Origin of the sequence: Komagataeibacter sp. FXV3, assembly GCF_015155755.1 — a bacterium.
GTDB lineage: Bacteria > Pseudomonadota > Alphaproteobacteria > Acetobacterales > Acetobacteraceae > Komagataeibacter.
The window spans coordinates 1-19,872 of the sequence record NZ_VWPI01000022.1 but is presented as its reverse complement, the minus strand read 5'-3'; the positions used below and the strand labels follow the sequence as shown (position 1 = coordinate 19,872).

The window sequence follows — 19,872 nt, the reverse complement described above, 5'->3', positions numbered from 1 at the left end:
GCAGGCCGCTGCGTTATTCCCCCACCGCATGGTGCACAAGACAGGCCAGCGGCACCTGCCCGCGCGTGAACGGATGCGTCACCTGCCGTGGCACATCCCCCAGCAGGCTGTGCCACGGCCCATGCAGGCGCGGCAGTTCAAGCCCAAGGTCAACATCGTGCCCCACCGACAGATCCGCGGCCTGTACCCCCAATGCCGATGGCAGGCGGGGTGCGACGACCAGCAGGCTGATGCCCCCATGCCGCCGCAGGAAGGCAATGGCGTGAACGCGGTCCCGCCCCCTGATCTCCACCGGTTCATAGGTTCCATATATGAACAGGTCGGGATAATTCTGCCGGAACGCCAGGATACGGCGGATCATGTCCTGCTTGACCCGTCCCGTGCGCCATTCGGCCGCGGCGGCGGCAAAACTGGTGGAATGTTCCAGCAGTCCGGCACGGTAGTCGAAATTGACCGGGGCACGGTTATCGGGATCGACAAGGCTGAAATCCCACAGGTCACACCCCTGATACAGGTCCGGCACCCCCGGTACGGTCAGGCGCAGCAGCGTCTGCGCAAGACCGTTTACCGCACCCGCCGGGGCGATGCGGCCCACAAATCCCGCCATCTGCCGCAGGAACGCTGCACTGGCAACGGGATCAAGCAGGCGGTCGACAAAACCGGTGCAGGCATCCTCATACGCCGTATCGGGACTGATCCAGCCGGTGTGGCGCTTGGCTTCACGCAGGGCCTTGGTCTGCCATTGCTGGATGCGCCTGCGGAAATGCAGCCGTTCGGCCTCATTCGCAAACGGCTTCAGCGGCCACGTCCCGACCAGCGTCTGGTACAGCATCAGTTCATCAATACGGTCGGGGCCGCCCCGGCCGACAGCCCCGTTATGGGCGAACCAGTCATGTACCTGCCGTTCCCATTCGACAGGCATGGCGCTCAGTACCGCAAGGCGGGCGCGGGCATCCTCCCCGCGCTTGTGGTCGTGGGTCGCGGTCGCCAGCATTGCATGGGGAAACTGTTCCTGACGGGACTTACAACAGGCGTGGAAAGCCGCGACCGGCAGCCCCAGTATCGCGGGGTCCGATCCCACTTCGTTGCGCGACAGCAGGCGAACGTAACGGTAGAAGGCCGTATCCTCCAGCGATTTGGCGGCCAGTGGTGCGGTCAGGTGTTCAAAGGCCAGTTGCGCCCGGCGCATGACAGGGGGCGGCGCCTGTTCGGGACGGGCCGACAGCAGGCGCATGACATCCTCCACCACCATGGCCTGCTCCCCGGTCATGGTCTGGCGCGCCGCCATCTTTGCCGCATCCAGCATCAGGCGGTCCGCTGCATGGTCCTGCACCGCCTCATCACCGAAATAGGTGCGGTAGGGGCGAAAATGCAGCAGCAGGCATGCCAGCACGGGCCGCATATCCTGTGCCGCCCATGATCCGTCCTCATCGGGCAGGCAATGGCGCAGCAGGGTAGCCAGATGGCCGAATTCCGCGCAAAAGACATGCTCAAGCAGATAGGTGCGCGCTGCCTGCACGATCGGGCCAAGGGGCTGGGCATCGGGACCACATCCGGCCCATAGCCTGTCCAGCACCGTGGCCCCGTCCGGGTCATGCAGCACGGCCGATACCTGATCCATGAAGTCATAGCCCGTCGTGCCGTCAACCGGCCATGCGGCGGGGATCTTTTCCCCCGCAATCAGGATTTTTTCAACATAGACCGCTCCGCCGGGCAGTACATCCCGGGGCCGGTCGGGTGTCAGGGCATCCAGCCGGGCGCGCAGGCGCTGGCAGTAGATGGCGGGCGCGCCCAATCCATCGATATGATCCACCCGCAGGCCATCAACCAGTCCGCGCCGGTACAGGGACAAAACATAGTCGTGCACGGCGTCGAACACCTCTTCACGTTCGATGCTCAGGCTGACAAGGCCGGTAATATCAAAAAACCGCCGCCAGTTCAGGCGCAGCGCCCCATCGCGCCACCCTGCCAGTTGCCATGCCTGCCCCGCCAGCACGTCCACAAGGCGCGCGCGGCCCGACAGCCCGGTGCCGTCATGAAGCATGGCGATACGCGCCATGGCCACCCTTCCCGCGCCAGTCGCCACCCATTGCCGCAGCCTGTCCAGCGCCGCATCGGCCTCCCGCCCCGGACCCGCGCGCATGGCCACGGTGGTAAAGGCCGCAAGCAGATCCCCCGGCGCATCGACCACCGCCAGAAGGGCAGCATACCCGGTGGGACAGAGCGGAAAGCGATGGTCATGGTGATGGATGAAAAACAGCCCGCTTTCCCCATCATGCCGCAATGCCAGCATGCCCGCCGTCAGCGCGTCATCAAACGGACGGTCAAGGAAAGGCAGCACGACACGCCCGCGCAGATCGGGGTCGGGCACGTCCCATTCGATATCGAACCAGTTGGCGTGCAGTGATGCCCGCCCCCATGTCAGCACGTCCATCCACCATGGGTTGTGCGCATCCGCCGCCATGTGGTTGGGCACGATATCCATGACCAGCCCCATGCCATGGGCATGCAGTCGCGCGGCCAGCCGTGCCAGTGCCGCTTCGTCCCCCAGCGCTGGATCGATCCGGTCATGGCGGATCGTGTCATAACCATGCGTGGAACCGGGCGTGGCGGCAAACACTGGCGAGGCATAGAGATGGCTTATGCCCAGCCGCGCAAGCTGCGGCACGAGTGCGGTTGCGCCATCCAGCGTCATCCCGCCCCGGAACTGAAGGCGGTACGTCGCCCGTACCGACGGCCCGCCGTGGCGGCTGTTCATGACGACCGTCCCGCCCGCAGCCGACCGAAACGCCGGCGCGCCGCCACGCCGGACAGCAGGGTCGCGGTCATGCCCGGATACCGCCTGCACCAGTTGGGGTGGCCGGTAGTGGTACCCGGCAGATTGGGCTGTTCGTTCAGGCCCAGCAGGTCCTCCACCGGAATGACCGCCAGCGGGCATGACGCGCGGGCAACGAACCCGATGGCTTCATCAACTACCTTTACGGCGCCGTCGGCTGTGGCGGGGGGTTTTTCCACAGATGGCTTCCTGCGTACGGCCGGGTCGGATGGCAGCGTGTCGCGTTGCGCCATCATCGCCGCCCATAGCGCGGTGCGGTCATTCTCGCGCTCGTCATTCAGGGTGACGCCATCAACACCCGGGGCCATCTGGCCCAGTTTCACGCGCCAGTCGATATCGGTCCCCTGCCACCAGCCCGCCACGGTGGGCAGATCGTGCGTCGTGGTCATGGCGGTCGCGTTGGCCGACCACGTACCCGGTGGCCTGAACGCCCCCTGTGGCGTGCGTTCGAAAAACAGCACGTTCATGCCCATGATCCCGTGCTTGTGCGCCATGGTGCGAAAGGCGGAGGTGACCGTGCCCAGATCCTCGCCAATCACGATGGCATTGGCGCGCGCCGCTTCCAGCGCGACGAGCCGCATGAGGTCACGCACGGGAAAGGACAGGTACGCCCCTTCGGCCGATGTACCACCCTGCGGTATGACCCATAACCGCTCCAGCGCCATGACGTGGTCAATGCGCAACCCGCCCCCGTGGGCCAGCCCCGCGCGCACCGTGTCGATAAAGGCACCATAGCCCCCCGCCTGCAGCCCGGCGGGGGAAAAGGTGGTCAGCCCCCAGTCCTGCCCTACCGGGCTTAGCGCATCGGGCGGCGCGCCAATGGACGCCCCCACCAGGAATTCCTGCTGCCGCGCCCAGCATTCGCTGCCGGTCGGGTCAACGCCCACCGCCATGTCGGCCACCAGACCAATACGCATGCCCGCCGCGCGCGCGGCACCACATGCCTGTTCCATGCTTTTTGCGGCCAGCCACTGCAAGAACACATGAAAGCTGACGTCATGGGCGAATTCATGGGCAAAACGCGCCACCTCCGGGCTGTCGGGGCGGCGCATTGCCAGTGGCCACTGCCGCCAGTCCCCGCCACGGGCGCCCCGGGTGGTGAAATAGGCATGCAGGGTCTCAAACACGGCGTGCTGTTCCAATGGTATGCCACGTATCTTACGGAACTGTGCAAGTTCGGCAGGCGGATTGGGCACGATCCGTTCATCATACAGTCGCCGCAGCAGTTCGTAACGCCGGGTGGCAGCCTGTGGCCAGTCGATCAGCGGCGCATCTTCCAGCGTCCTGACCGTATCGACATAAGTCCTGCCGTTACGCAGCCCCGCCGCCTGCACCGTCGCGGTATCGAATACCGCCAGCGGGTCCGCCAGCAGCACATTGAGGAACAGGCGCGTGGACGGCGAATACGGGCTGTACTGCCCCACACGCGCGGCAAACATGGCATGGACCGGGCTTATGGCCAGCGCATCCGCCCCCCGTGCCGCCGCAAGGCGCGCCAGCGTGGCCACCGCGCCCAGATGGCCCATGCCACCGTCACCGGGCGTGCGCAGGCTATAGACCTGCGCTCCCAGCCCCCATGGCCGGCCGGATCCCGCCCCATCCATCCGCGTGCCAACAGTCGGGCAGGCCTGCGGGGCCACCGCAAGGGTTGTGACGTGCGGACCGATGGACACGCGGTGATACCCGCACACCCGAACAGGCGGCAATGCGGGCCGCCCCCGTATACGGCGCAGTGGCCCCTCCATCACGTCCCCGGTTTCCATCTCGATGCGGAAATCGGCGGCCTGTGTATTGTCGGGCAGGACCAGCGGGGTGACCTGCCCCACCATCGTCACCACCATGGGCGGCAGTCCGGCGGTGGCTGGACCGCCATGCCCCTCCAGCACCGTCAGCAGGCGGCGCACGCTTTCGTTGGACACACGGTGGATCTGCCCCGCCGCGTCACGCCAGCGCATGCTCAGCCCGACATGGCGGGCGCGATCGACAAGGTCGCGGTTATTCATCGGGCACCTCGGCAAGGCAGACCATGACGGAACAGGCAGGCAGAACGCCTGAAATCCCGCAGGTTTCCGGCCCGAGCAGGATATACAGGCGCTGTCCCCGCGGCGCATCGGGCATGGGAACGGACACGTCCCCCAGATTGAGCGCGATGCCCAGCACCGCCCCATCCCCCATGCGCCACCGCGCCACCACCGCCCCTGGCCCGATCACCCGTGCCCCGATGGCATGGGCACCGGCCAGGCGGGGCATGATCCAGCGATGACGCAGCGCCAGCAGGTGATGGATGAAGGCAGTCCACGCCACATGCTCCGGTGCCGTGCGTTCCGCATCGTGCAGGCGGGACGCGGTAAAGGTTTCCGGCGCATTGGGGTCCGGAATGGTGTCACGCATCTTCTCGGACGTAAAATGTGAAAACGCCGCGAATTCCCTACGCCGCCCGTCACGCACGATTCGGCCCAGACCGGGCGTATGGCTGGTGAAGAACAGGAAGGGCTGGCGTGATCCCCATTCCTCCCCCATGAACAGCATGGGAATCTGCGGACACAGCAGCACAAGCCCGTAGGCCGCGCGCAACGCCGGTTCCGGGGCGAGCACGCTCAACCGTTCGCCCAGCGCCCGGTTGCCGATCTGGTCATGGTTCTGCAGGAAGATGATGAACCGGTCGGACGGCAGGTCGCCACTCGGGCTGCCACGCGGCCTGTCGGTAACGGGCGAGATTTCCCCCTGAAAGGCAAAGCCTTCCGCCAGCACGCGCGCCAGGGCGGCTGTGGGATCGGGGGTAAAGTTGGCGTAATATCCCTCATCCTCGCCCGTCAGCATCACATGCAGGGCGTTATGGGCGTCATCATTCCACTGCGCGCGATAGCCCGCGCGCAGCAGGCCCGCGTCATTATTCTCGTTTTCCACGATCAGGTGGACATGGCGCCCCGGTTCGGTACGGGTGCGGATGCGTGTGGGCAGTTCACGCAGCCAGTCCCGTTCGGCAATGGCCTGCACCGCATCCAGCCGCAATCCGTCAAAACGGAATTCCATCAGCCAGTAAAGCGCGTTATCCTCAAAAAACGTGCGTACGGCGGCCTGCCGGAAATCAATGGCCGCCCCCCATGGCGTAGGCAGGTCGGCACGGAAAAAAGGTGCGGCATAACCAGTCAGGTAATTCCCGTCCGGCCCGAAGTGGTTGTACACCACGTCAAGGAACACCATAAGCCCAAGCCCATGCGCCGCGTCGACCAGCGCCTTGAGAGCATCGGGATAGCCATAGGCGGATTCCGGTGCATAGGGAAACACGCCGTCATATCCCCAGTTGCGGCCACCCGGTATTTCCGACAGGGGCATGAGTTCGATGGCTGTGACCCCAAGGGCGGCGATGCGGGGCAGTTCGCGCGCGACACCTTCGTACCCGCCCATCAACCCCACATGCAGTTCATATATCACCACATCATGCCATGGCCGCCCGGACCAGCGTGGATACTGCCAGTCATACGCACCGGGATCGACCACCATGCTCGGCCCGTGCACGTCATCGGGCTGGTAGCATGATGCGGGGTCGGGCACCGCAAGGTCGGGAGCGACACGGTAGCGGTAGCGCGCGCCGGGACCGCAGGGAAAGACGCATTCGTACCATCCCCCCTTACGCCGTGCCATCGGCGCCGGGGCATGACCTTCCACCTCCAGCGCCACCGTATCGCATGACGGCGCCCACAGGCGGAAACGCGTATGCCCCCCGTCCACAACCGTGGCCCCGGCATGGCGGGGATACTGGAAATACCGGTTCATGGCGCGTCCTCCGCCCCGGGCGTGACTGACAGCAGCACCAGACCATGCGCGGGGACGACAACATCATCGGCGGCCTCATCCAGCGCCGTTTCCGGCTGTTCTGGTCGGGTGGTGTCCAGCAGCAGCGTCCACCGTCCCGCAGGTCCCGGCAGGGTGGCGTGAATGTCATCACCGCCGGGGTTGAGCAGCATGTAGGTAATGTCCACGCTGCCCGCCTCCGTGCTGGCGCGGCGTACGCCCAGCAGGTGGAAGGCTTCCTCGCCCCACTGTTCCTGTCCCATGGGGGAACCGTCGCGGCGGAACCAGCCTATATCGGGCAGGTCGGGCAATGGATGATGCCGCCCATGCATGTAACGCGCGGCCCGGAGCGAGGGATGCGCCCGGCGCAGTATCGCCAGCCGTGCCACGAACCCGGTCATCATCTTTCCTGCGGGCGTTTCCGCACGGCTCCAGTCCAGCCAGCTTATGTTATTGTCCTGACAATAGGCATTGTTGTTGCCGTTCTGCGTCTGGTTGAACTCGTCACCCGCCAGCAGCATGGGCGTGCCATGGGACAGCATGAGGGTCGCCATCATCGCGCGCTGCACGCGGCCACGCAGGTCCAGTATGGCGGGATCATCGCTTGGCCCTTCCACGCCCCAGTTGGCGCTGTAGTTTTCAGCGCTGCCGTCCTGCCCGTTTTCCTTGTTGGCCTCGTTATGCCGCCCGGCATAGCTGACCACGTCTTCCAGCGTGAACCCGTCATGCGTGGTCAGGATGTTGATCGAACTCCATGGCCTGCGTCCCCGCTTGTCCAGCAGGTCGCCCGACCCTGCGATACGGGCCGCCATTTCGCCCTGCTGCATCGCATCCCCCCGCCAGAAGCGGCGCGTCGTATCGCGGAAACGGTCATTCCATTCGGCAAAGCCGGGTGGAAAATTGCCAAACTGGTACCCGCCCGGCCCCGGATCCCACGGTTCGGAAATCAGCTTGCGGCTGGATAGGACGGGATCCTGTATGATCGCATCGAAAAAACCCGATCCGGGGTCAAAGCCATACGGTTCACGCCCCAGCACGGGAGCAAGGTCGAAGCGGAAGCCATCGATATGGAAATCGCTCGCCCAGTAGCGCAGGGAATCCAGTACCATCTGCAACACGCGCGGGTGTGACAGGTTGAGCGTATTGCCACACCCGGTATCGTTTATCAGGTGGCGTTCATTCCCCGGCACAAGACGGTAATAGGTGGCATTGTCCAGCCCCCGGTAACACAGGGTCGGCCCCAGTTCGCTGCCTTCGCAGGTGTGGTTGTAGACTACGTCCATCACCACCTCGATCCCCGCCTTGTGCAGCCTGCGGACCGCCGCGCGCAGTTCGTGCGGCGACCCGCTGGCCAGATAACCCGCATGCGGCACGAAAAACGCCAGCGTGTTGTAGCCCCAGTAATTGGTCAGCCCACGTTCCAGCAGGTAACGTTCGGGCGCAAAGCACTGGATGGGCAGCAGTTCGATGGTGGTGACACCCAGACGGTGCAGGTGGGCGATCATTTCCGGCGCGCCCAGTGCCTGGAATGTGCCGGGCTGGGGATTGCGATCCATTTCCCGGCGCATGGTCAACCCCTTTACGTGGGCTTCCATGATGACGGTACGGTCCCATGGCACGCGGGGCAGGACATCGTCTTCCCATTCATAGGCATCGTTCTCCACCACGCAGCGCGGCATGTAGGGCGCGCTGTCGCGCCGGTCGAACGACAGGTCGGCGCGGGGTGAGTGCAGCCGGTAGCCAAACTGCATGTCCGACCATGAAATCGGGCCGGTCAGGCGACGGGCGTACGGGTCGATCAGCAGCTTGTGGGGATTGAACCGGTGCCCGTTGACCGGGTCGTACGGCCCGAAGGCACGAAAGCCGTACAGCAGCCCCGGTTCCGCATCCGGCAGGTAGCCATGCCAGACTTCGTCGGTGTATTCGGGCAGGTGGAACCGTGCGATCTCGCGCCGGTCGCGCGGGTCAAACAGACACAGGTCAATCTGCTGCGCATTGGCGGAAAAGACCGCGAAATTGACGCCCATGCCGTCCCAGTGCGCACCAAGGCGCGTGGGCATTCCGGGCAGGAGCGAAGACGGAAAGCGCATCATGATCCATCTCCTGCCGGATGAAGGTAAAGCGCGGCCAGCGGCGGCAGCGTCAGGACGCACGAACACGGGTGCCCGTGGGCGGCATGGTCCGTCGCCATGGCATATCCCCCGTTGCCCACCCCACTACCGCCATATTCTGTGGCATCGGAATTGAGGCATTCACGCCACGCCCCCCCAACCGGCACGCCCACGCGGTAGTCGTGACGCGCCACCGGCGTCATGTTGAGCACGACAAGAACCGGCGCATGACCGGGGGCAAGGCGCAGCCATGCAAGGACCGTATTGACGGTGTCATCGCCAATGACCCACGCAAAGCCTGCGGGGTCGCAGTCTTGCGCATGCAATGCGGGCAACGTGCGGTACATATGGTTGAGATCGGTCACAAGCCGCAGCATGCCGGATTTGAACGGATCGGGCAGGGTGTGCCATTCGGGCTGGCCATCATGCGACCACTCGCCTTCCTGTGCGAATTCCATGCCCATGAAAACCAGCTTCTTGCCCGGATGCGCCCACATGAAGGCCAGGAACAGCCGCATGCTGGCATGGCGCTGCCAGTTGTCACCGGGCATGCGTGACAGCAGCGATCCCTTGCCGTGCGTGACCTCGTCATGTGAAAGGCACAGGATGAACCGCTCACTGAAAGCATAATGCAGCCCGAACAGGATTTCCGGCAGGTGATAGCCCCGCCATAACGGGTCACGGCCAAAGAACCGCAGGCTGTCATGCATCCAGCCCATGTTCCATTTGTATGAAAACCCCAGCCCCCCCTGTTCCACCGGACGGGTGACACCGGGCCACGCGGTTGATTCCTCCGCCACCGTAATGGTGTCGGGCATGGCGTCGTGCACGGCCTGGTTCAGTTGCCGCAGGAAGGCCACGGCCTCCAGGTTTTCACGGCCGCCATGTATGTTGGGTATCCACTCCCCATCCCGGCGGCTGTAGTCACGGTACAGCATGGACGCCACTGCATCGACCCGCAGGCCGTCGATATGGAAGCGTTCCAGCCACATCAGCGCACTGGCGATCAGGAAACCGCGCACCTCATGCCGGCCAAGATTGTAGATGTGGGTGTTCCAGTCGCGGTGCACCCCTTCGCGCGGGTCCTGGTGTTCATACAGCGCGCAGCCGTCAAAATTGACCAGACCATGGACATCATTGGGGAAATGGGCAGGTACCCAGTCCAGTATCACACCCAGGCCCGCACCGTGGCAGGCATCGACAAAGGCCGCGAAATCCGCTGGCGTCCCGTGGCGTGCGGACGGGGCGAACAGGCCCAGCGGCTGGTATCCCCATGACCCGCCAAACGGGTATTCCATCACGGGCATGAGTTCGACATGCGTAAAGCCCGCCTCCACTACATACGGGATCAGTTCCGCCGCCAGTTCACGCCATGTCATGATGCGGTCGGGATCGCCCTGCGGCCTGCGCCATGAGGGAACATGCAGTTCGTATATGGCAACGGGCGCATCCTCGCGCTGCCTGCCCGCGCGCTGTTCCATCCACTCATGGTCCTGCCACGCAAAGGGCGCGGGAGAGGCAATGACGGACGCAGTGGCGGGGGGACGTTCGGCAAAGCGGGCGAAGGGATCGGCCTTCTGCGGCAGGATATGGCCTTCGCGCGTCATGATCTCGAATTTGTACCGCTCCCCGGGGCCAAGGCCGGGAATGAACAGTTCCCATACCCCCGCCCCGTGGCGCAGGCGCATGGGATGACGCCTGCCGTCCCAGAAATTGAAATCCCCGATAACCGAAACCCGCCGCGCATTGGGGGCCCATACGGCAAAGCGCACGCCCGCCGTCCCCTCCACCACCATGGGCTGCGCCCCCATGACGCGGTCGAGGTGTGGATGCCGTCCTTCGGAAAACAGGCGCAGGTCCGCCTCCGGCACCAGCAGGCCGAAGGCGTAGGGATCATCCGTTTCCTCCGCCGCATCGGCCCACTGGATTTTCAGGTGATAGCGTGCGCCTGCGGGGATCGTGCCGACATGCAGTCCGGTATCCCCCATGCGCCGCATGGGGCGTTCGATCGCGCCCGCGCGCGGGCGTTCGACCACCAGCCGTACACGGGCTGCGTCGTGGTACATGACACGGATGACATCGACCTTGCCCATATTATGGCGGCCAAGGATGGAAAACGGGTCGGGACTGCGTCCATGCACCAGGTCATCAACGCCTTCGGGAAGGGAATAGTGGGCTGCATCGTGCCTGATCCTCATGCCGTGGCCTTTATTATTGTCTTTAAATGTAATGACGCCGTTGAACAGGTATCGCCGCGCGCGGGCTAAGGCGCGGCAAGCGGGCGGGACAGGCGCGGGGGCCGCCGGGCAATGGTGCGCCTGCGCCCTTCACGCAGGCGCATGCCCATATCCGCCCCACCGGACAGGGAGATCACGTTCGACACCGCAGGCGCTGACAGGTCGACCCCCAGCACTTCGGCAAACAGCATGACGTAATGCGCGGCCTTGTCATTCCATGATACGTCATACGCCGCGCCATTGTGCTGCAACTGACGCCAGGCCAGCCGGTTGCGGCGATACAGCGTGCGTGCGCGGTTGACGCACGCGACAAGCGTATCGCCATCAACGGGTGCGAACAGGAACCCCGTCGCCCCGCCACGCGCCAGTGCGGCGGGGTTGGCGTCCACAATGGTATCCGCAAGCCCTCCCACGCGTGATGCGATCGGCACGGCCCCGTAACGCAGCGCGCCAAGCTGCGTCAGCCCGCAGGGCTCGAAACGCGAGGGAACAAGCAGCGCGTCCACAGCCGCGGGCACGCGGTGGCCCAGTACTTCGCTATACCCGATACGGCACGCAAACCGTCCGGGGAACTGCCGTTGCAGGGCGACAAGGCCACGTTCAATATCCCGGTCCCCTTCCCCCACCACAATGATCTGGGTATTGCCCACCAGCAGCCGGGCCATGACATCGGCCAGCAGGTCAATGCCCTTCTGCGCGGTCAGGCGGCTGACAATACCGATCACGAAGGCACTGGGGTCCGCCCACAGGCCGAATTCCGACTGCAGGTCGCGCTTGTTGAACGCGCGCCCGGTCATGTCCCCCACCACGTAGGGAAAGTGTACTGCCGGATCACTGGCAGGGTTCCATATGTCGGTATTGATCCCGTTCAGGATCCCTTCCAGCCTGTCGCTGCGATGGCGCAGCAGGCCATCCAGCCCCATGCCGCCCTCGGGTGTCTGGATTTCCTGCGCATAGCTGGGGGAAACGGTGGTGATGCGGTCGGAATAGTACAGCCCGGCCTTGAGAAAGCTGATCGCGCCATAGCATTCGCATCCTTCGATCGAGAACGCTTCAGGCGGCAGGCCGAACCGTGCCAGGCAGGCGGCGGGAAACCGTCCCTGGAATGCAAGGTTGTGGATGGTCTGGACCACCGGCGTGCGGGGCGTTCCCATCGCAATGGCGTCATGATGCAGGTAGGCTGCCACAAGCCCCGCCTGCCAGTCATGCGCCTGTACGATATCGGGGCGGTACTGGTCGATGCGACCCTGCGCGATATCGGCGGCCATGCGCGACAGGGCCGCGAAACGGATGCCGTTATCAGGCCAGTCCTGCCCGTCGGGGCACATATAGGGATTGCCCGGGCGGTCAAACAGTTCAGGCACGTCAAGGATCAGCAGGTCCAGCCCCGCGACGGTTGCGGACCATAATGTGGCCGCGTGCCCCAGCAGGTTGTCCATATGGGCGACCGCCCGACGTTCACGCGCAGCCGCCATGACGGCGGGATAGCCCGGCAGCAGCGTCGTGACCATGACACCATAGGGGGTCAGGGCGGCAGGTAGCGAACCCGCCACGTCACCCAGCCCCCCGGTCTTGACGAAGGGAAACATCTCCGCCGTGACAGACAGCAGCCGGATCGGGGAAAAGAAAGTGGTAACCGCACGGACCATCGGCCTGTTTCCTTGCAGGGGGAAAAACCGGTCATATTTTCTGGTTCTAGGCAGTTAACGGGCCATGGACTGCATGGTCTCACCAACACGGTTATGTGATCTTATGATGACGAACCATTACTTCTGAATATTGTTCAGAAATTCCGGATATAATAAAAATGGCAATTATGTGACAAAATAACCAAATATAGACTTGGCGTTATTATTTCTCCGCACAGGGGCCGCGCCTATTTCTGCCATGTGATGAAGGCGGCTTCCAGCGGGATGGCGGCATCGGGATGAAAGCCCACAACCCGTGGCGTATAATCGGTCGCAGCACGCGTGGCATTCACTTCCGCGCTGTAGGTCAGTTGCCCATCCGCCCCGCCCGGCGCCGGTGTCATCAGCACGATGACCGGGGTTCCGGCCGCCACATCGGCATAAAGCTGTACCTGCACCATGTCCGCCGTAATCGCCCCCAGATGCACGTCGATACCGATACGCCAGCGGTCCGCCACGCGCGTGACCCGTAGCGCGCCAAAGCGTATGTCATGCCACCCCGCCGCCAGCGCTTGCCGCCAGCGACCGATTGCGGCCGCTTTTGCCCCGCCATCGGCCAGACGCGCGCGACAGGCGGCGGCGGCAGGCAGGTAAAACCGCTGTGTATAGTCACGCACGGCCCGGTTGGCCGAAAAACGTGGGGTCAGACGGGCCATGCTTTCACGCATCACCGCAACCCATCCCTGCGGTATGCCCGCCCCGTCACGCTGATGAAACAGGGGAACGATTTCGTTTTCCAGCAGGGTATAAAGGCTGTCCGCATCATAAGCGTCACGCGCGGGGCCTTCGCCATGATCCATGCCATCCCCAATGACCCAGCCGACATCCGGCGCACCCGCTTCGGCCCACCACCCGTCCGGTTCCGACACGTTCAGGCCACCATTGACGAGTACTTTCATACCGCTGGTGCCACAGGCTTCCCACGGGCGCAGGGGCGTATTGACCCACAGATCCACCCCTTCCACCAGCCGCCGGGCAATGGACATGTCATAATCTACCAGAAAGGTTGCCCGGCCGCACAGATCAGGCCGCCGGATGAAATCCATCCATCGTGTAATCAGCGCCTGCCCCGCCATGTCGCGCGGATGCGCCTTGCCCGCGATCACCAGTTGCACCGGGCGGTCCGTACTGGTCAGGATACGGGCCAGCCTGTCGGGATCATGCAAAAGCAGGTCGGGACGTTTGTAGGCGACAAAGCGACGGGCGAAACCGATGGTCAGGGCAGCGGGATCGAATTGCGGTGATGGCATGCCGCAATCATGCTGTCCGCCCGCAAGACATGAACGCGCGCCGTGCTGGTCCGCAATGAACCCGACCAGTGCCGCACGGGCCTGCATGCGGCTGTGCCACAGGTCATGGGCGGGCAGGGCGCGGATACCATTTTCCACGTCCTCCAGCGTGCCAAGCCAGCGGTCCTTGCCCGCAGCGCTGGTCCACAACGCATCGGCGGCGGCACTGTCCCATGTCGGCACATGCACGCCATTGGTGACATGGGATACCGGCACCTGAACGTGTGGCCAGCGGGGAAACAGTGGATTGAACAGGCTGCGGCTGACCTGTTCATGCAGGCGGCTGACGGCATTGACCGCGCCACTGACACGCAGCGCCAGCCAGGCCATGTTGAAGGGGGTATCGGGGGATGCGCCCTCCCCCTGTCCCAGCGCAAGGATCTCGGCAATATCGGTGCGGAGGTCATGGCGGGCATAAAAATCCAGATGCCGCCGCACCATTTCCGGGGCAAAGCGGTCAAATCCCGCGGGGACCGCGGTATGGGTGGTGAAGATCGTGCCCGCGCGGGCAATGGTCAGGGCATGGGCAAAGGAAATGCCCAGATCCTCCATCAGGCCGCATGCACGTTCAAGCGCGGCAAAGGCGGCATGGCCTTCGTTCAGGTGACAGACATCGGGCCGCAGCCCCAGCACACGCAGCAGTCGCCACCCCCCTATGCCCAACACCAGTTCCTGCCGCAGGCGCAGCGTATCATCCCCGCCATAAAGCTGCGTTGTGATACAGCGGATATCCGGGGGGTTGTCGGGGTCATTGGTATCCAGCAGGTAAAGCACCGTACGCCCCACCCGCGCCCGCCACGCACGCAGCCAGACCTGCCCCGTGGCAATGCGGAAGGGCACCCGCAGCCGGTCGCCATTGCCATCGCATACCGGCGTAAGCGGCAATTGGGCGGGATCGTTAATGGGATACAGGGCTTCCTGCTGCCCGGTTGGGGAAAAACCCTGCCGGAAATACCCCTGCGCGTACAGCAGCCCCACCGCCACCACCGGTACGCCAAGGTCGCTGGCGGCCTTCAACTGGTCTCCTGCCACATTGCCCAGGCCCCCGGAATAGATGGGCAGGGCCTCATCAAGCATGTATTCCATGCTGAAATAGGCGATGGTCGGTGACGGGGTCATGGTGCTGACGGGCGTGAACCATGACGGTTTTTTCTGGCTGTCGGCATGGGCCTGCACCAGTTGCGCCAGCATGTCACGAAAATCAGACGTTGCCAGCAGGCTGCGCAGGTGGCTGCGCGGCGTGTTCAGCAATACGGTCCACGCATTATGCGTGTGGTCCCATATATCCGGCGCAAGCTGGCGCCACAGCCGGTCGGTGGCGTGATTCCATGTCCAGTGCAGATCCAGCGCCAGATCGGTCACTGCCTGTTCATCATCGGTATTGCATGATGGCGTCATATCGCTCATGGCGCTACATTCTTGCTGGGACCGGTGCGCTGGCGACAGGCACCCGTCATGACGTGGCCTGCCGCCAACGCCCCCTGAACGGGGCGGTTGCATGAAGCATGCCCCTGCTCGACCGGCTGGCACATTTATACTCCCGCCCTGTGGCGGAACAGGCGCCCATATCCAGCACATGCACACGACCGCAACAGCAGCTCACATCCCCTGCCCATCTGGCAGAAGGAAGAAACACCGTGACATGGCTTCCTGACGCACAGCGATATACACAGACCCGGTTCCGCCGCTACGGCCGTTCAGGCCTTGTCCTGCCCCCATATCGCTGGGGCTATGGTGTGCGGCCAGCACATTGTAGGGCAGGCTTATTGAAAAATTGACGTTTCCGGGTACCGTCTTTTTTCAAAAAGACGGAATTTCTTGGCACTTTTTGAAAAAAGCTGCACCAAAACTTCTTTTTAATCTGCATGATGTTTAAAAAAGCAGATTTTTTCAAACAGTCCCCAAAACAAATGCCGGCCCATATCGGACCGGCATTCGGGTCATGTGTGTTTTTGTGTTCATGGTGGCATGTCAGAATCTGGGAAGCGGGATCTGCGGGAAAAACCAGCAGACCATCGCAATCAGCGTGACAAAGAAGACGACCATGCAGCCGACAATAAAACCATGCCGTTTCTGCTCAGGTGTCGTGAATGGCGGGGCATGAGTAGGATTGACAGGGGCACGTCCGTCCCGCGGATTTCCATTTGATGAATACTTCATTGGAACCATCCTTTACCGGATATCCGGCTTCAACAGCATGCATTGTGGAAAGTTGCACCCGACAGGGCGGAACGGGATAATCATTTTACAAAAAAAACAGCATGACGGGAACACGGCATACCGTCACCTATTGCGGCAGTGATCTTGCCGCCTGCAGGTGGTTTTCAAGTGTTGGCAGGGTATTGGCCGCCCATGTTTTCAGGCTGGCATTCTCGCCATTTTCAGCATAGCGCCGGAACAGGGACACCGCATCTTCATGTGCGGATACCTGGTCACTTCTATATTGCAGGGCAAAATCACGTCCATGCAGGGTCTTGAGCTTGTCCAGTTCGTCCTGATGGGTTTCATCCAGCGCGGTAGGCTGCTGTATCTGCACGCTGCCGCTATGAAGAAGATCCTGCAGGGCGGCAGATGTCTTCTTGTGGTCCGCGATCATCCTTGTCGCGAATTCCGTCAGGGCAGTATCCTTGCTGTGCAATGCCAGTTCACTGGACTGGATTTCAAACATGTCACTGATCGTCGCGATCTTGACAAAATCTTCCGTACGCGGGGCAACGCCCATAAGGGAATTGATCCCTGCCTTTTCCGGTATGGACTGCGCCATGACGGGTGCGGACAGGCATACTGCCATCCCCAGCATCAGTATTGTGCTTTTCTTCATTTGGCTTACTCCAGATATTTTGGAACAGGTGTGTTCCATGCAGTCAGGCCATCATCACGGTGGACAGGAACATGACCTCTGCCCTGTTCCCTCATGGCCCGGACCGGATATTCATGGCAGGCACGGAAAATGGTAGCCGACCGTATCAGCAGGTCCGGTCAGCCTGACTGTCCGCATGCAAGAAAACGGAACCCATGAAAGTACACCCGTCATATTCAGGTTTTTCCATGTGACCGTGCATGGCCATGCCGGCCGCCTTCATGCCGTGCCGCTACAATCTTTTCGGAATTGTTAGCGAAATTGCCCGGACCATGCGCGGTTCATCCACCGCCATGACTGTTGGCAGGGATCATTGTGATGATACTGAGGCGTTCATGCGGATCGATGCGACAAACCATGACCGTTTACCTTTCCCGGTTTTGCTGATTACAGCGATATATGGGGATCCTTGTTTTTCCCCTGCCGCCGTCGGGCCTGTCATAGGGAAGCAATCCTGAAACTACACGCTGTGAACAGATCAACGGGACAGGATGCAGGCGGTTCCGGCTCCGCCAGGCAGAATAAAAAAATAATATTCCCTTATGAATTCATGAATTATGTATCGAGTTCATAATATAAAAATCACAGGCGGCAGCCTGCCCGTACTTGAAACCATTGCATGCCTGCCGCATGTAAAAAAAGGTCATGCCTGTGCGGTCGCTGCTACGCGCAGGGTAGACCTGGTTTCATACAATCACTGCCGGACCGTGAACTGCCACCCCCTTACAGAAATGACGGAACCCGTCCATGCAACATCTGTCACGCTTCGCCTTTGCCTGCGCCAGTGTCATGCTCATGCTGCTTGCACTGCTGCTTCTGACATTCGGAATGGTCAACCTTCTGTCCGCACTGGGCCATTCATGGCATGCGGGCCGGAACGCGATATTACAGGCCATAAGCTATGTCGTTATTGCCGTCGCGGTCTTTGACGTGGCCAAGTATTTTGTCGAGGAGGAGGTGATCCAGACAAGTGGCAAGAAAAGCCTGGGCGAAGCCCGCGCCAGCCTGACCAAGTTCATTACCACCATCATCATTGCGGTGTTCATAGAAGGGCTGGTGGGTGTATTTGAAACCAATACCAGCGAACCGGGCGATATCCTTTACCCTGCCAGCCTGCTGGTGGTGGCGACATTGATTGTCGTATCGCTTGGCGTGTTCCAGCGCATGAGCGTGGATGCCGAACGTGAAAAGAAAAAGGTGGGTGGGGATGAATGATCCCCACCCTGCCGGGTGCCCCGTACGTGGCGCGGCATCCGGTGGTCTGGCTGTTATTTCCTGGCCGGGGCGGATTTCTGCCCCTGATCGGGAATGGCAGTTTCAGCAAAATCTTCGGAAACGAAAACCAGATTGTCAATAATCTGCTGCAGGGCCGCCGAAGCCTCCTTCGGGTGACGGGCTTCGGTAAAGACGGTGGCGCGGTTTACCGCACCCAGCGTCTGGTCCAGCGGTGTGATTGCCATGATGAAGTCGGCATCTTCCGCCACGACCTGCAGCGTCTGTGCCGCCTGCTGGGTCTTCCCGGCCTTCAGCTGGGTATTGGCGGTGGAAATGGCCGTCTTCTTTTCCGGTGCCAGCGTCTCGCTGCCGATGATTTCACCACCAACCGGCACCCACGCAACCGGCGTCGTGCCCGCGACATGTCCGTTGGGTGCGGGATGCTGGGGAGCGGGCTGCAGGCTGTTTTCAGCGGCCATGAACTTGCTGTTCGCCTTGCCTGCCGCGGTCAGGCGCTTTGTCGCGTCGTACAGCGCGGGAATGGCGGCGTCTGTCTGGCCGCCGTCAAGGATCTGCTTTGCATTCAGGATATCAGCCATCGCGCGCTGGCCATCAGCGGACAGATGATTGAACGCACGGGTTACCTTGTATTTTTCCCAGTCGGTATGCAGCGATGCCGCATGCGCGCCAAGTGGTGCTGCAACCAGTCCGGTCACGACGGCCAGTGAGGCAATAAGACGCATGGTTTTCCTTTTCAGCAAACGTATCAGGTCACTGGTCAGCCCTATCGCTGACCCCATCCGGTATTGTTACAAAAAATTGCTCCCCGGTCCACGCTTATTCCCCGCCGTGACGTGGTTGCCGCCCTGTCGCGGCCTATGCCATGATCGCGTCCGGACAGAACAGAGGAAACTTTCATGTTTACCCATATCGTAATCGGTTCGAACGATATTGAAGCTTCGAAGAAATTCTATGACCGTACCTTTGAAGCCCTTGATGTGCCGCCGTCGGAAATCAATGCCAAGGGCCGGCTGGTTTATGCCGACCGCACCGGCCGTCTGGTCGTGACCAGGCCCATCAATGGCCAGCCCGCAACGGCTGCCAATGGCGGGACAATCGGCCTGCATGCCCGTTCGGAAGATGCCGTGCGCAAATGGCATGCGGCGGGCGTGGCCAATGGCGGCACGACATGCGAAGACCCGCCAGGCATCCGTCACCATGAATCCGGTGACCTGTTCCTTGCCTACCTGCGTGACCCGACCGGCAACAAGCTGTGTGCCATGTATCGCGTCCCGCCGGCGTAAGAACAACACGCGCGGCAATTGCGCTATCAGGGGAACATTCACCGCCACGCGGCGTATTGATCCCTGTATACCCTTTTGCCGTGACGGTACGCGTCCCTGCTTCCGCCCGGCACCGGAATGCAGGAGACGCGCCATGCAGCAGGCGACCACACTTCCCGCCATCCGCACCCCGTCATCCCCTGATCTGGACGGCCCCTGGCATGACGTCATGCCGCTGGCGGATCTGGCAGATGCCACCCCACGCCGCATGCAGGTGGGCGACCGGTCCTTTCTGGTCGTGCGGCAGGGGGAGCGGGTGCGGGTCTTTGCCGCAACCTGTCCACACAAGGGCGCACCGCTGGAACAGGGCACGTTATGCGCGGGCAAACTGGTCTGCCCATGGCACAAGGCTGTTTTTGACCTGAATGACGGCAGCCTGATCGAACCACTGGCGCTTGACCCCCTGCCCCGCTACCCCACGCGTCTGGTGGACGGACGGATCCAGATCCAGTCTGTCGCCCTGCCCCTGCCCGCCCCCGTTCCAACCAACGCCGATCA

General features: G+C 62.5%; 13 protein-coding genes. 3 read left to right on the top strand and 10 right to left on the bottom strand.

The genetic code is table 11. The features are described 5' to 3' along the window. Nucleotides 1-13 precede the first annotated feature (13 nt). The 9 genes from treY to F1542_RS02255 all read right to left on the bottom strand — a co-directional run bounded on the left by treY (nucleotide 14) and on the right by F1542_RS02255 (nucleotide 16,777). Nucleotides 14-2,758 carry a malto-oligosyltrehalose synthase gene (treY, locus tag F1542_RS02295; protein ID WP_193731610.1) on the bottom strand — a complete coding sequence of 915 codons (2,745 nt, stop codon included), beginning with the start codon at nucleotides 2,756-2,758 and terminating at the stop codon, nucleotides 14-16. After that, a complete protein-coding gene (gene malQ, locus F1542_RS02290; RefSeq protein ID WP_193731609.1) occupies nucleotides 2,755-4,839 on the bottom strand; it encodes a 4-alpha-glucanotransferase in 2,085 nt (694 codons plus the stop codon). Before malQ ends, treY begins: the two co-directional genes overlap by 4 nt. Next, nucleotides 4,832-6,613, bottom strand: a complete 1,782-nt coding sequence (treZ, locus tag F1542_RS02285; RefSeq protein ID WP_193731608.1) for a malto-oligosyltrehalose trehalohydrolase — start codon at nucleotides 6,611-6,613, stop codon at nucleotides 4,832-4,834. The genes malQ and treZ overlap by 8 nt, the downstream gene beginning before the upstream one ends. Continuing rightward, nucleotides 6,610-8,724: a glycogen debranching protein GlgX gene (gene glgX / locus F1542_RS02280; RefSeq protein ID WP_193731607.1), complete on the bottom strand. Its 2,115-nt coding sequence runs from the start codon at nucleotides 8,722-8,724 to the stop codon at nucleotides 6,610-6,612. The genes treZ and glgX overlap by 4 nt, the downstream gene beginning before the upstream one ends. Then, a complete protein-coding gene (glgB, locus tag F1542_RS02275) occupies nucleotides 8,721-10,940 on the bottom strand; it encodes a 1,4-alpha-glucan branching protein GlgB (RefSeq protein WP_193731606.1) in 2,220 nt (739 codons plus the stop codon). The genes glgX and glgB overlap by 4 nt, the downstream gene beginning before the upstream one ends. Nucleotides 10,941-11,005: 65 nt before the next feature. After that, a complete protein-coding gene (gene glgA / locus F1542_RS02270; RefSeq protein ID WP_193731605.1) occupies nucleotides 11,006-12,628 on the bottom strand; it encodes a glycogen synthase GlgA in 1,623 nt (540 codons plus the stop codon). A 227-nt stretch (nucleotides 12,629-12,855) separates the two neighbouring features. Further along, on the bottom strand, nucleotides 12,856-15,363 hold the full coding sequence (glgP, locus tag F1542_RS02265) for an alpha-glucan family phosphorylase (RefSeq protein ID WP_193731604.1): 2,508 nt from the start codon (nucleotides 15,361-15,363) through the stop codon (nucleotides 12,856-12,858). Nucleotides 15,364-15,927: 564 nt separating this feature from the next. Beyond that, complete coding sequence (locus F1542_RS02260) at nucleotides 15,928-16,116, bottom strand: hypothetical protein (protein WP_193731603.1); 189 nt, start codon at nucleotides 16,114-16,116, stop codon at nucleotides 15,928-15,930. 127 nt (nucleotides 16,117-16,243) lie between these two features. Further along, the gene (locus F1542_RS02255) at nucleotides 16,244-16,777 is read right to left on the bottom strand and encodes a DUF4142 domain-containing protein (protein ID WP_193731602.1); all 534 of its coding nucleotides are present in this window, start codon (nucleotides 16,775-16,777) and stop codon (nucleotides 16,244-16,246) included. A gap of 786 nt (nucleotides 16,778-17,563) precedes the next feature. Between F1542_RS02255 and F1542_RS02250 the strand changes: the two genes are divergently transcribed. Beyond that, nucleotides 17,564-18,031 (top strand): hypothetical protein, encoded by a 468-nt coding sequence (locus tag F1542_RS02250; protein ID WP_193731601.1) that lies wholly within the window; start codon nucleotides 17,564-17,566, stop codon nucleotides 18,029-18,031. Between the two features lie 53 nt (nucleotides 18,032-18,084). Here F1542_RS02250 and F1542_RS02245 read toward each other — a convergent pair whose 3' ends face one another. Then, the gene (locus tag F1542_RS02245; protein ID WP_193731600.1) at nucleotides 18,085-18,774 is read right to left on the bottom strand and encodes a YfdX family protein; all 690 of its coding nucleotides are present in this window, start codon (nucleotides 18,772-18,774) and stop codon (nucleotides 18,085-18,087) included. 174 nt (nucleotides 18,775-18,948) lie between these two features. Here F1542_RS02245 and F1542_RS02240 point away from each other — a divergent pair, with 174 nt between their 5' ends. Then, the gene (locus F1542_RS02240; protein WP_193731599.1) at nucleotides 18,949-19,335 is read left to right on the top strand and encodes a VOC family protein; all 387 of its coding nucleotides are present in this window, start codon (nucleotides 18,949-18,951) and stop codon (nucleotides 19,333-19,335) included. 133 nt (nucleotides 19,336-19,468) lie between these two features. Then, nucleotides 19,469-19,872, top strand: a 404-nt coding sequence (locus tag F1542_RS02235) for a Rieske 2Fe-2S domain-containing protein (protein ID WP_193731598.1), incomplete at its 3' end; no start/stop codon positions are given.

Coding starts and splice junctions, on each gene's coding strand:
- glgX (WP_193731607.1), bottom strand. CDS start 8,724: ATGATGCGCTTTCCGTCTTCGCTCCTGCCCGGAATGCCCACGCGCCTT.
- glgP (WP_193731604.1), bottom strand. CDS start 15,363: ATGAGCGATATGACGCCATCATGCAATACCGATGATGAACAGGCAGTG.
- F1542_RS02245 (WP_193731600.1), bottom strand. CDS start 18,774: ATGCGTCTTATTGCCTCACTGGCCGTCGTGACCGGACTGGTTGCAGCA.
- treY (WP_193731610.1), bottom strand. CDS start 2,758: ATGAACAGCCGCCACGGCGGGCCGTCGGTACGGGCGACGTACCGCCTT.
- F1542_RS02250 (WP_193731601.1), top strand. CDS start 17,564: ATGCAACATCTGTCACGCTTCGCCTTTGCCTGCGCCAGTGTCATGCTC.
- glgA (WP_193731605.1), bottom strand. CDS start 12,628: ATGGTCCGTGCGGTTACCACTTTCTTTTCCCCGATCCGGCTGCTGTCT.
- glgB (WP_193731606.1), bottom strand. CDS start 10,940: ATGAGGATCAGGCACGATGCAGCCCACTATTCCCTTCCCGAAGGCGTT.
- F1542_RS02255 (WP_193731602.1), bottom strand. CDS start 16,777: ATGAAGAAAAGCACAATACTGATGCTGGGGATGGCAGTATGCCTGTCC.
- F1542_RS02260 (WP_193731603.1), bottom strand. CDS start 16,116: ATGAAGTATTCATCAAATGGAAATCCGCGGGACGGACGTGCCCCTGTC.
- treZ (WP_193731608.1), bottom strand. CDS start 6,613: ATGAACCGGTATTTCCAGTATCCCCGCCATGCCGGGGCCACGGTTGTG.
- malQ (WP_193731609.1), bottom strand. CDS start 4,839: ATGAATAACCGCGACCTTGTCGATCGCGCCCGCCATGTCGGGCTGAGC.
- F1542_RS02240 (WP_193731599.1), top strand. CDS start 18,949: ATGTTTACCCATATCGTAATCGGTTCGAACGATATTGAAGCTTCGAAG.